Source organism: Arthrobacter sp. 10L430, from assembly GCF_056395245.1.
Genome location: NZ_JBFTJD010000003.1, coordinates 1 through 12446, shown reverse-complemented (window position 1 = coordinate 12446; position 12446 = coordinate 1). Strand labels below are relative to the sequence as shown.

At 65.8% G+C, this 12446-nt stretch carries 11 protein-coding genes; 2 read left to right on the top strand and 9 right to left on the bottom strand.

Annotation, left to right across the window (positions count from 1 at the left end; all coding sequences use genetic code 11):
• The first annotated feature begins 270 nt into the window (after positions 1-270).
• The gene (locus tag AC1DDG_RS04170) at positions 271-1266 is read left to right on the top strand and encodes a patatin-like phospholipase family protein (protein WP_476875035.1); all 996 of its coding nucleotides are present in this window, start codon (positions 271-273) and stop codon (positions 1264-1266) included.
• Between the two features lie 129 nt (positions 1267-1395).
• Here the strand turns inward: AC1DDG_RS04170 and AC1DDG_RS04165 are convergent, their stop codons facing one another.
• The 3 genes from AC1DDG_RS04165 to AC1DDG_RS04155 form a co-directional block, all read right to left on the bottom strand.
• On the bottom strand, positions 1396-1818 hold the full coding sequence (locus AC1DDG_RS04165; protein WP_230118696.1) for a DUF3151 domain-containing protein: 423 nt from the start codon (positions 1816-1818) through the stop codon (positions 1396-1398).
• Positions 1819-1820: 2 nt separating this feature from the next.
• The gene (fbaA, locus tag AC1DDG_RS04160) at positions 1821-2840 is read right to left on the bottom strand and encodes a class II fructose-bisphosphate aldolase (RefSeq protein ID WP_230118695.1); all 1020 of its coding nucleotides are present in this window, start codon (positions 2838-2840) and stop codon (positions 1821-1823) included.
• Positions 2841-3032: 192 nt separating this feature from the next.
• On the bottom strand, positions 3033-3716 hold the full coding sequence (locus AC1DDG_RS04155) for a TrmH family RNA methyltransferase (RefSeq protein ID WP_476875034.1): 684 nt from the start codon (positions 3714-3716) through the stop codon (positions 3033-3035).
• 52 nt (positions 3717-3768) lie between these two features.
• On the opposite strand from AC1DDG_RS04155, the gene AC1DDG_RS04150 reads away from it, so the two are divergent.
• Positions 3769-4599 carry an HAD-IIA family hydrolase gene (locus tag AC1DDG_RS04150; RefSeq protein WP_476875033.1) on the top strand — a complete coding sequence of 277 codons (831 nt, stop codon included), beginning with the start codon at positions 3769-3771 and terminating at the stop codon, positions 4597-4599.
• Positions 4600-4606: 7 nt separating this feature from the next.
• Here the strand turns inward: AC1DDG_RS04150 and AC1DDG_RS04145 are convergent, their stop codons facing one another.
• From AC1DDG_RS04145 to manD, 6 genes are all read right to left on the bottom strand, one after another.
• Complete coding sequence (locus AC1DDG_RS04145) at positions 4607-5647, bottom strand: alpha/beta fold hydrolase (RefSeq protein WP_476875032.1); 1041 nt, start codon at positions 5645-5647, stop codon at positions 4607-4609.
• A gap of 58 nt (positions 5648-5705) precedes the next feature.
• Entirely contained in the window at positions 5706-6116 is a 411-nt protein-coding gene (locus tag AC1DDG_RS04140) for a hypothetical protein (RefSeq protein WP_476875031.1), read from the bottom strand.
• Positions 6117-6206: 90 nt separating this feature from the next.
• Positions 6207-6989 carry a GAF and ANTAR domain-containing protein gene (locus AC1DDG_RS04135; protein WP_230118691.1) on the bottom strand — a complete coding sequence of 261 codons (783 nt, stop codon included), beginning with the start codon at positions 6987-6989 and terminating at the stop codon, positions 6207-6209.
• 85 nt (positions 6990-7074) lie between these two features.
• Positions 7075-7656, bottom strand: coding sequence for an orotate phosphoribosyltransferase (gene pyrE, locus AC1DDG_RS04130; protein ID WP_476875030.1), 582 nt, complete (start codon positions 7654-7656; stop codon positions 7075-7077).
• Positions 7657-7734: 78 nt separating this feature from the next.
• Positions 7735-8982, bottom strand: coding sequence for an FAD-dependent oxidoreductase (locus AC1DDG_RS04125; RefSeq protein WP_476875029.1), 1248 nt, complete (start codon positions 8980-8982; stop codon positions 7735-7737).
• A 219-nt stretch (positions 8983-9201) separates the two neighbouring features.
• A partial coding sequence (gene manD, locus AC1DDG_RS04120; RefSeq protein WP_476875028.1) for a D-mannonate dehydratase ManD occupies positions 9202-12446 on the bottom strand: 3245 nt, incomplete at its 5' end.

Here is a 12446-nt window from a genome sequence, read left to right as displayed (position 1 = left end):
GGGGAAAGGCGACCGCCCGCCGTCGTACTTAAAAGGGGCCCGTCACAGATGAGGGTGTGGCGTTCGAATGCCAAACGACAACCGGCATAATGCGCGGTTGCCCACCGCGTCGCCGCCGTGATAGCTTTCCGGTAATCGTGATCAATCGGCAGGAGGTGAGACCCATGTACGCAGTACCGCAATGGGTGCTCCCCTGCAGTCCGCGATCGCGCGACTGAAGTAGTCGCAACTGGGAGCGCCCGCCAGGCAATTTCGCGAAAGACGACTCCCATGAACACAACACCTTCTTCAACACTGCACTTCACCTCGACGACGGCCTCCGACCGGCCGAGGTCCGACCAGGATCAGCCGCAGGTCGACGCCACAAAACGGGTGCGCGCCGCGGGCGAGCGGGCGTTGGTCCTCGGTGGCGGCGGATCTACAGGCAACGCGTGGCTGATCGGCGTCATCGCCGGTCTGTTCGATGCCGGGCTGGATGTGACCGAGGCTGATCTGGTCATCGGCACGTCGGCCGGATCGACTTCCGCGGCCCAGATAGCTGGCGCGACCCCGGCCGAACTGTTTGCCGCCATCCTTGCCGCGGCGCCCCAGCAACGGACCGGTCCGGTCGGATCCGACCGAGGACGCGTTCCGATCAGGCCGGCGGCGGACCACCTGGAGCGAACGGGCAAGATCATCGCCGCCGCTGAGGATGCGGCCGACATGCGCCGCAGAATGGGCGCGGCGGCACTCGACATGGATGCGGCGTCGGACGGTTCCGGGCAAACGCGGTGGCGCGCTACCGTCGCCGCTCGGCTTCCCAGTCAGCTCTGGCCGCAACGGAGAATGTTCATCACCGCAGTCGATGCGCATACCGGTGACCCGGTCGTGTTCGACGGCAACAGCGGGGTCGACCTGGTGGACGCCGTGGCCGCCAGCTGTGCCAGTGGCTTCGCCTACAGCATCGGCGGCAGCCGATACATCGACGGCGGCTACCGATCCAACGCCGACAATGCCGATCTGGCAGCCGGATACGCACGGGTGCTGGTGCTGTCACCATTCGGCGGCAGATCACGGACTCCGGCGGACTGGGGCCTGCATCTCGCAACACAGGTCGACGAACTGCGCGCACGCGGCAGCAGAGTCGAAACGATCTTCCCGGATAGTAACTCCGAGCACATGTTCGGCGCCAATGCGATGGATCTGTCGCTGCGTCCGCCCGCTGCGCGGGCTGGTTACAACCAAGGCAGAGCCCTTGCCGGGCAGCTCACTGAATTCTGGCGCTGACGCCCTCGCAATCAGTCGACTCGGTAGGCGTGACGAGAACTGCTAACGCCTCGGATGCCGACAACGCGGGGTCACCAGGCCCCAATCCATCAAAGTGGATTGGGGCGTAAGTGACCCGCGTTGCTTTGGCTACCTGGCTTCGATCGCTGCCTTGGCTGCCGGGTCCGAGTCGTTGAGGAACTTCTCGATCCGCTCCGGCTCCTCGGCCTCGTTGATGGCGGCCGAAGCCCGCCCCAGCGAGTACAGTGCGCGGAGGAAGCCGCGGTTCGGCTCGTGTTCCCACGGGATGGGCCCGACGCCGCGCCAGCCGTTGCGGCGGAGCGAGTCCAGGCCGCGGTGGTAACCCACGCGGGCGTAAGCGTAGGAGTCGATGGTGCGGCCGTCGGCCCAGGCTTCCTCGGCCAGCACGGCCCAGAGCAGCGACGACGTCGGGTGCTTTTCCACCAGATCCAGTGCTTCCTGGCCCGCGTCCAGCTGTGCGTTGACCTCGGTCTCGGCAGGCAGGAGCGTGGGCTCAGGACCCATCAGGTTCTTGCGGAATTCGTCGGACATACTTAGAAGGTCTTGCCGGTGGAGCCGAGCTGCTGGGCAGCTTCCACAACGCGGGCAGCCAGTCCGGCTTCGGCGGAGGCGCCCCAGACGCGGGGGTCGTACAGCTTCTTGTTGCCGACCTCGCCATCGACCTTCAGCACGCCGTCGTAGTTGCGGAGCATGTGGTCCACTACGGGGCGGGTGTAGGCGTACTGGGTATCGGTGTCGATGTTCATCTTGATCACACCGTAGGAAACGGCGTCGGCGATTTCCTGGTCGGAGGAGCCAGAGCCGCCGTGGAACACGAGGTCGAACGGGTTGTCCTTGCCGATTTTGGCGCCGACCTGGGCCTGGATGTCCTTGAGGATCTCCGGGCGCAGCTTCACGCCGCCGGGCTTGTACACGCCGTGCACGTTGCCGAAGGTCAGGGCGGTGATGTAGCGGCCGTTTTCGCCGGAGCCGAGGGCCTCGATGGTGGCCAGGGCGTCCTCAACGGTGGTGTACAGCTTCTCGTTGATCTCGTGCTCGACGCCGTCTTCCTCGCCGCCCACGGTGCCGATTTCAACTTCGAGGATGATCTTGGCGGCGGAAGCCCGCGCCAGCAGATCGCGGCCGATGCGCAGGTTCTCGTCGAGGGTTTCGGCGGAGCCGTCCCACATGTGCGAGTTGAAGATGGGGTCCTTGCCGGCCTTGACGGCTTCCTCGGACGCTGCCAGCAGCGGCAGGACAAAGCCGTCCAGCTTGTCCTTGGGGCAGTGGTCGGTGTGGAGGGCGATGTTGACGTTGTAGTTCTTGGCAACCTCGCGGGCGAACGCGGCGAAGCCCAGCGAACCGGCCACCATGTCCTTGGTGGAGGCGCCGGACCAGTACGCGGCACCGCCGGTGGAAACCTGGACGATGCCGTCGGACTCAGCCTCGGCGAAACCGCGGAGGGCAGCGTTCAGGGTCTGGGAGGAGGTTACGTTGACCGCCGGGAATGCGAAGCCGCCCTTTTTTGCGCGGTCGATCATGTCGGCGTAGATCTCTGGGGTTGCAATGGGCATGCTGACTCCTAAAGTGAATTTCGTCTGCGGGTTGTGTTGACCCTGGAGTGAACCTCGTCGGCTAGGAACCATCCTAGCCATTTCTGCGCACCGGCCGTGTTTCGGGTCACGCGGCCGGGTAACACTTGGCTCGATTCGTACGCCAGATGGCGCATGCCGGCAGTCCGCCGGACACTCATGCGAACTGCCATCTCAGCGCAACTGGAAGCCCTGGCCGAACACGTGCCGGCGCACCCACGCGTGCATGGCAATCGCCGCCGCGGACCCGGCGTTGATGGAGCGGGTGGAGCCGAACTGCTCGATGGACAGTGTGGCCTCCGCGGCCTCGTGCACTTCAGGGGTCAGGCCGGGGCCCTCCTGGCCGAAGACGAGCACGCATTTGCGGGGCAGTTCGTAGGTTTCCAGCGGCACCGAATCCGGGAAGATGTCGATCCCGATGATCGCCAGCCCCTCCCCCCGGGCCCACGCCACGAAATCCTCCACTGTGGGGTGGTGGCGGACGTGCTGGTAGCGGTCGGTGACCATTGCCCCGCGGCGGTTCCACCGGCGTCGTCCGATGATGTGGACCTCTTTGGCGAGGAATGCGTTGGCGGTGCGCACCACAGTGCCGATGTTGAAGTCGTGCTGCCAGTTTTCGATGGCGATGTGGAACTCGTGCCGCTTGGAATCCAGATCCGCCACGATGGCCTCGTGCTTCCAGTAACGGTACTTGTCCACCACGTTGCGGCGGTCGCCGTCCGCCAACAGGTCAGGGTCCCAGTGGTCACCTTCGGGCCACACGCCTTCCCAGGGCCCGACGCCGACCTCCGCCTTTGGCTCCGGCGTTTCCTCTGAAGCTGGTTGCGGTTCTGGCGGGGTTCCGGGCGTTTGAGTCACTCCTCAACACTAGACTGGGCTCCGGAAGCAATCATCACCGGCGGAGGTAGTCATGGCAGAAGCGGACCAGGTCAAGGAATCGGCCGCGGTGTATCGCAGCGGGCAGGAAATCGAGTGTTGGCTCACCGACATGGACGGCGTCCTCGTCCACGAAAACCAGCCAGTTCCCGGCGCCGCCGAACTCATCCAGCGCTGGGTGGACACCTCCAAGCGCTTCCTGGTGCTGACCAACAACTCCATCTTCACGCCCCGCGACCTGGCGGCGAGGCTGCGCGCCTCGGGCCTGGAAGTCCCGGAAGAGAACATCTGGACCTCGGCCCTGGCCACCGCCCAGTTCCTGAAGGACCAGGTGCAGGGCTCCGATTCCGGAAACCGCGCCTACACGATTGGCGAAGCAGGACTCACGACGGCGCTGCACGAGGCAGGCTTCATCCTCACCGACCAGAACCCGGACTTCGTGGTGCTCGGCGAAACCCGGACGTATTCCTTCGAGGCCATCACCATGGCGATCCGCCTGATCCTGGCCGGGGCCCGCTTCATCGCCACGAACCCGGATGCCACGGGTCCGTCCAAGGACGGCCCCATGCCGGCCACCGGAGCCATCGCGGCCCTGATCACCAAGGCCACCGGCCGCGAACCGTACATTGTGGGCAAGCCGAACCCCATGATGTTCCGTTCGGCCATGAACCAGATCGATGCCCACTCGGAAACCACCGCCATGATCGGTGACCGGATGGACACGGACATCATCGCCGGGATGGAAGCGGGGCTGCACACCGTGCTGGTGCTCAGCGGAATCACGCACAAGGACGACATCGCGGCCTACCCGTTCCGGCCCAACCAGATCCTGAACTCGGTGGCTGACCTCAAGAGCCAGATCTGACGTCTGGCTAAAACGGCGTCATCTTCCCGCCGCCTCCGGGCAGCGGGAAGATGCTGTCCTGCAGCTCCGCCAGGATGGGCCTGTAGACGAACGGGTTCCAGCCAGGGCTGGCGTGTGCGGGAAGCGCCCCTGCAGTCTGCAGGTCGGTCGACACCATGTTGGCTGCGAACGTCCGCGCCCAGGACTGCCGTGCCGTCTGATAGTTGACGGTCTGGTCCTGGGGATTCCCGATGTAGGCCATGCGGGCACCTCCGATCCTGCCGGCAAACCGGGTGGCGTCGAAGTGGTAGATGTAGGCGGATTCGGTCTGGATCAGCACGCTCGACGGGGCGATCGGGGACAGCTGTTCCAGGGTCTGGTCCAGGATCTGCCGCCAGGTACGCTCGTTCTTGTGCACCACGCGCTCGCCCAGTTCGTAGCCGCCACGCAGCACCGACGGCACCCGGAATCCGCTCTCGTAAAGGAACACGACGCCGTCGAACCAACTTTGGTCCAGAACGTCGAATTTGCTGTACGGGCTGGAGTCCAGCAGGATGAAGGCCACCTCCACGCCGTGGAGCTCAAGGAGCCGGGCCGCCACGTGCGTGGCCACCATGCCGCCGAAGCTGTGGCCGTAGAAGTAGAGCTTGGTCAGGTTCCGGGCGCGGACATGCTCGATCACGGCGATGACCAGTTGATCGATGTCCAGCCCGAGGTTCGAGTAGCCAACCGCTGCCAGCTGGCCACGTTGCCGTAGCGTTCCGCGCAGCGAGTTCAGGATCCACTGCGCCTCTTCCCAGCTGGTCTTGTAGCCCGGGAACAGGATCCAGCTGGAGTTCGGGAAGTAGCTTTGGGCGAAATCGTCCTCGACCACCAGGATCTTGTGGACCTGGCGTTCCGCCTGGATCCGCTGCGTCAGCAGCATGTCGGCGGCCAAGACCGAAGCCGCCCCCGCCCCGGAGAAGAAGCTACGCCGGGAGAACTGTTTCAGGTCGGAGGCATGCCGGAGCAGCCGGGTAGCCTCTCCACCCGGCCGCGGCTCCGGACCTGCGGATACTTCATACGGCACTCATCTACCCTAGGCACAGTTCCACTGGCTGGGGCAACGTTGTGGCGCCGCGGTCCGGTCAGCTGCCTGCGGCCTGCTTCGCCGTTGCCTTGCAGAGTTCGCGCCGGTTGAGTTCCTCAACAATGGCGTCGTATTGCGCGAGGAGTTCGTTCCCGGCATGACCGGAGGGATCGTCCAGCAGTTCGAAGACGGAGTCGCTTGCGGCGAGCAGCTCCTCGGAAGAATAGCTGGACAGCGGGCGGACGGCTGCGGCCTCCAGCGTTTCAGCCAGCTCTTCCGGATACGTAAGGGCTGTGAAGTCCGGCCGGGACTCGGCCACCGACTGCGAGGTCACGCCCATCCGGCGAACGCGCCGGATTTCGTGGAGGAGATCAGGACGGGAATCCTGCGTGAGGCTCCCCCGGACGTCGATCCGGACGGTGTCCGAGGAATCGTCGATCTTAGCGAGGGAATTAAGCTGGTTGTCCATAGGTACTCCAAAAAAGGGTGTCTATGGCCGACGGCTCAACCTCGGCCAGACTATCCCTCCGCGGGACCGCAGCACAAGCGCCGGGGCGGATCAGCCGGCCTGGCTTTGGCCCGGTCCGCGCGTATTCCCCTGGCCCGGCTCTTCGAAGTGCGTGCGGGCGCCCGCCCCGCCCACGGAATCCACCAGGGACTTGGCGATGTCCCGCAGCTTGACGTTGCTATTGCTCGACGCGTCCCTGAGGATGCGGACGGCGGCCTCCTGGCTGCATCGGTTCTGCGCCATGACGATACCCACGGCGATATCGATGATAGTCCGCGATTCCAGCGTGGCACGGAGGTTGGTGGCGCTGTCCGTATGCAGCGAAAACCTGACGGCGAGGCGCAGTGCCTGTGAAATCTCGCGCGTGTATCCCCTGGCCCGGGCTGCCGCTTTTTCGTCGAACTTGCGCGGGACGTCCGAGTAGAGGTTCAGCGCGGCCTTGGCGTCACCTTGCAGGTTGAACGGCAGCGACAGGACGGAACGCAGCCCGTGTGAGGCGACGGCATTAGCGTAGTCCGGGCCCCAGCGGTCCTCGTCGAAGAGGTCAGGGACGTGCACCTCCCGCTCTTCCTCAGCGGCCGTCAGGCACGGTCCCTGGGACAGCGAGTACTGGATCTCGTCCACTTCACGGGCTGAATCGCTGCTCCAGCCGATGGTGGCCGCCTTGCGGTCGCGCAGGAGCGTTATCCCGCACAGGGCATCGTCACCGTCTCCTGCCACCTGGTGCGCGGAGTACCGGGCAAGCTCGTTAAGGAAGGCCTCAAAGTCGGCACTCTCCAGAATAAGATTCTGGATCTGCTCAACACTGCTCAGGGCTTGATCGGTCGTGCGCATGGCGGGGTACTCCAGATGGGGAAACTGATGCGGGGTACGCAAATACTAGATTACCCGGCAACTGCCGTCCACCGGCAGCAGCCGTTCAGCTGAGCCCGAGCTCGTCCTTGCCGAACGCGAACAGGTAGGGAACGCCCGTCTCGGCTTCGATCTTTTCCTTGGCTCCCGTGTCACGGTCCACGATCACGGCAACGGCCACCACATTGCCGCCGGCCTTCCGGACACCGTCGACCGCGGTCAGCGCGGAGCCGCCGGTGGTGGATGTGTCCTCCAGTACCAGGACCTTGCGGCCCTCAACGGACGGTCCCTCTACCTGACGGCCCATGCCGTAGGACTTCTGTGCCTTGCGGACCACGAACGCGTCGACCGTGCGGCCGGCGTCGCTGGCGGCGTGCATGAGCGCGGTACCCACGGGGTCAGCGCCCATCGTCAGTCCACCCGCGCACTCAAAGTCGATGCCTGCGTCGTCGACCAGGGACAGCATGACCTGCCCCACGAGCTTTGAGGCCTCATGGTGGAGCGTGATGCGGCGCAGGTCGATGTAATAGTCGGCCTCGGCGCCGCTGGACAGGATGACCTTGCCGCGGACCACGGCGAGTTCCTTGATGAGTTCAAGCAGGCGGGCGCGGGCAGCAGGGGCGGAGAGAGAGTCCGTCGTGGCAGTCATGGGTTCCAGTTTAGTGGCTCGCCAGTTTGTGACGGTGCCCCTCCGGCGCACCCTGAATCCGCAGCCGCCCGCGCCGCGCTACGCCATTGCCCGGGGCTCCTGCCGCCGGGCAAACCCGGGTGCGTGCTCTGGCCTGGGCCCGAAGGCGATGAGGCGCGGCATGACCCTCCGGGCAGCCGGAACGTGCCGGGCGATAAACAGCACGAACGCCGGGGCACCGGACCTCCTGCCGGTGAACAACGGAACAAACACGGCACGGTGCATCATCCGCTGGACCGTCTGGACCACCACAGTAGGCATCTGCCGGCGCCGCTGCACCGCGTGGAGCTCTTTGAGGCTCACCTGACCGCGCAAGAGGGCAGGCGCAAGGTGGGCCGCCGCGGCCACGGCATCCTGGATGGCCAAATTGATGCCCACCCCGCCGGCCGGAGACATCGCGTGCGCGGCGTCTCCGATGCAGAGCATGCCGTCCACGTACCAGCGCCGGAGCCTGTTGAGCCGCACGTCGAGCCAGTGGAGGTCATCCAGCGAACCGATGGCGTCCAGCCGGTCCGCCAAGTCGGGCCTGAGGGCGCCGACGCGTTCCCTGAACCGGTCCACGCCCTCGCTGCGGATGCGGGCGTCCGCGCCTTTGGGGCCGAGATAGCCCATCTGGTAGTAATCGTCGCGGAACAGCGCAATCATGGCCTCCCTGCCCTTGAATGCGGGAACGATCCCGGCCACTTCCCCCTGTTCCGACGGGTAGCGCGGAAGCTTGAACCACCAGGTGTCGAACGGCACCGGAAATTCCCGTGGTTTCAGGCCCGCGGCCTGACGCAACACGGAATGGCGGCCGTCCGTCGCGACCACAAGGTCCGCCCGGATGGCACCCTCGACGCCGGCGCTGGTGCGGTAGCGGACGCCGGTGACGCGGCCGCCGTCGAACATCAGCGATGTAGCGGTGTGCTCCATACGGAGCGTGAAGGTGGGCTCCTCCGCCGCGGCACGGGCCAGGAAATTCAGGAAGTCCCACTGCGGCATCATGGCGATGTAGTTGTACGGCGGCCGCAGCGACGAGAAATCACCCAGCGTCACCAGGCCGACGCCCGGAACGGGGAAGGCGACGTTGCGAAGGCGGCTCTGCGGAAGCTCGCGGAATTCGCTGCCCAGGCCCAGTTCGTCAATGAGGCGAATGGTGGACGCGTGCACGGTGTCGCCGCGGAAATCGCGCAGGAAGTCGCCGTGTTTTTCAAGGACCGTGACCTGCACACCGGCCCTCGCAAGCAGGAGCCCCAGCATCATGCCCGCCGGCCCTCCGCCGACCACGACGCATCCCGTTGTCTCCATGAGCCAACGCTACGCCGTAACGGGTAGCTGCCGCACGGGTATTCACTACGCGATTTTGGCCCGCCCGGCCGGCCCGCTGCGCACGTGGTTCCCGCTGCGCACGTGTTTTTCGCTGCGAAATGAGTCCCGGGACGCAAAAACGGACCGGCGCTGCTGGGATCCCCTCAGCGCCGGTCCGTTTCCGCATCACCAGGCCGGAAACCTAGCGAAAATCCGGCCCTAAAGCCTCGTGTCGAACGAATCGCAGAAGACGTTGTCGTTGAACGTCCCCTGGAATGCGGACTTTCCCTGGATCTTTTCGATGGTCGCCCGAATGGCCTCGGGCGTTCCGGCGTGGGCGTGGATGGCGGTCTTGACCATGGGCACGTCAATGAGGTGGTTGGGCTGGTTCAGCGACACGAACACCGTGGGTACCTCGGTGACGTACCACGGGATTTCCGCGGCCATCGGGGTGGACCATTTGATCCGGATGGCTGCCTCCTGGGCGAACCCCTTCACATTGGCGAACACAAAGGCGGCGTCGTACTTGTCCGCGTAGTCGCCGGTGGCCTCCTCGGAGATAACCGACATGAAGTTCACGCCGGTCTCCCCCGCCGCCTCGCGCTGGGCCGCCGTCTTGAACAGGTGCACCTCGAAGCCGGCGCTTTCCAGCTCGGCCTTGACGGTGTCCAGGTAAGCCAGCGGGTCAGCGCGGGTGAAATCCGCGCCGCCGGAGATGCCGTACAGCCGGATCCGTTTGTGCGTTTCCGGGGTGATGGGCAGGTTGTTGGCGGTGTCCTTGACCAGGGTGACGGTCTTGTCCGCGATCTCGGCCGCGATGGCCCGGTGGGCGTCGCTGCCGATCACAGCCAGTGCTTCCGCCGGCGGGACAAGCCCGGCGGCAGCCTTCAGGTGCAGCCCCAGGCTGGCTTTGAGGGCCAGGATCCGGCGCAGCGCGTCATGCAGGCGCTGCTCGGTGATGACGCCGGACTTGTAGCCGTCCAGCATGTACTGGAAGTCCTCCGCGGGGTTGCGGAAGAAGAGGAACATGTCGCAGCCGGCCGCGATGGTGGCGGGGACAAGGTCCCTGCGCTTCATCGCCTGGGTGAGGCCAATCATCTGCGAGGCGTCAGTGAGGATTAGCCCGTTGAATCCCAGCTCGCCGCGCAGCAGGTCCTGGAGAAGCTCCGGAGCCAGCGTGGCGGGCAGGATGTCCTTGTCCGCCGTGCCCGGTCGGAAACGCCGCGTGAGTTCCGGCGCGCCGATGTGTCCCACCATGATGGATTGCACACCGTGCCCGATCATTTCGCGGTACACGTGCCCGTAGGTCCTGTCCCACTCCTCGTAGCCGAGGGTGTTGTACGACGTGACGACGTGCTGGTCGCGTTCGTCCATGCCGTCGCCGGGGAAGTGCTTCATGGCGCAGACAGTGGGTGACTCGCTGATGCCGTCGAAGTACTCCTTGGCGCGCTCCACCACGATGTCCGGGGTGTTGCCGAAGGCCCGGGTAGAGATGACCGTGTTCCGCCAGTTGTAGTGGATGTCCACGATCGGCGCGAACGCCCAGTTGCAGCCCAGCGCCGCGGTTTCGACGCCGGCCACCTGACCCATTTGCCGCGCGATGGACTTGTCCGGATGCGAGCCGGCCTGCAGGTGCGTGGACACGAAGGTGCCGTCGTCGCAGCTGCCGGCACCGCCCATTTCCGGGTTGGACGCCACCAGCAGGGGCACCTTGGTCTTGGACTGGGCGTAGCGGATGTGTTCCTGCACGGCCGCCGAGGGGCCGGGCCGGTAGCGCATGCCGCCCACATGGTAGTTGTCCAGGACCCCGTCAAGGTACTCCGGGGAGTAGTCGTTGTTGTGGTTGATGAACAGCTGGCCGATTTTTTCCTCGAGGCTCATCCCGGCGATCGTGGAATCCACCCACGCCACGGCGTCGTCGTCGAGGTTGAACGGCGCCGCCTGAAGGTCGACGTCGAACTGCCGGGGCGCGGTGCCGGCGGCACCGGCGGCGTTGGGCGCCGGAGTCCCGGAACCGGCGACGGCGGCAATACCGGCCAGCGCCTCGGCCACCACCTGGTCCACCGGGGCGGCGATGTCGACGACGGTTCCGGCTTCGTCCGTTTCGAGCGGTTCCAGCGTGGCCAGCTGTGAATCGAGCAGGGCAGGCGGCATGAAGTGGCCGGAACGGCCTTCAGTCCGTTCCCTAAGAACCTCTTTGGTGCCGTGCAGGTGCAGGAACACCGTATCCGGCGCCTGTTCCCGGATGGCGTCCCGGTAGCTGCGCCGCAACGCGGAGCAGGCAAGCACGAGTCCGCCCGGGCCGGCGTCGGCGAGTTCCCTGCCCACCGTGGCGAGCCAGGGCCAGCGGTCCTCGTCCGTCAGTGGAGCGGCTTCCTCGTTGAATTCGACGCCGATGCCGGGCTTGTCGCCCGGGTGCAGGTACCCGTCGGTGAACGTCATGGACTGCTCGAACACCGTGTTGGTGGCGTCCGAGTGCTGCATGTACTCCTGGATGCCGTAGTTGTGGATCGCCAGGCCCACGTGCAGCTGCGCGGCGAACCCGACCGGGGAGATGTCGGTGGGGCCGTGGAAGCCGGACTTGATCTGGTACTGCGCGGCGAAGTCCATGACCTTCTTCAAAGGCGAGATCCCGCCAAAGTGCGTGGAGGCCGCCCGGACGTAGTCGATCAGCTGTTCCTTGATGATGGACTGGTAGTCGTACACCGTGTTGAAGATTTCACCGATCGCCAGCGGAGTGGTGGTGTGCGCCCGGACCAGGCGCAGGGCCTCCTGGTTTTCGGCCGGGGTGCAGTCCTCGAGCCAGAACAGGTCATAGGGTTCCAGGGCCTTGCCCAGCTTCGCGGCCTGGATCGGGGTCATCCGGTGGTGCCCGTCGTGCAGCAGCGGAAGTTCCGGGCCGAACTCGTTCCGGACCGCCTCGAACACCGAGGGCAGGTGGCGCAGGTACGCCCGGGTGTCCCAGTCCTCCTCCACCGGGAACGCGCCGCGCCCGGCGGGCTCGTAGTCGTACCGCTCCCCGGAGGCCTGGGCCTGCGCGGCGACACCGTAGACGGCCTTGATGCCCGGGACCGCGGTCTGGATCCGGACCGACTTGTAGCCGAGTTCCAGGTGCTCGCGGACCGAATCGAACAGCGAGGGGATGTCCGCGCCGGAGGCGTGGCCGTAGGCGCGCAGCCCGTTSCGGGACGCCCCGCCGAGCAGCTGGTAGACCGGCATCCCGGCGACCTTGCCCTTGATGTCCCACAGCGCCATGTCCACCGCCGCGATCGCCGCCATCGTCACCGGGCCGCGGCGCCAGTACGAGGACCGGTACAGGAACTGCCAGGTGTCCTCGATCCGGTGCGGATCCTTGCCGATCAGCAGCTGCGCAACATGTTCCTTCAGGTACGCGGCCACGGCCAGTTCGCGGCCGTTCAGGGTGGCATCACCGATGCCGGTCACACCGTCCTCGGTGGTGATCC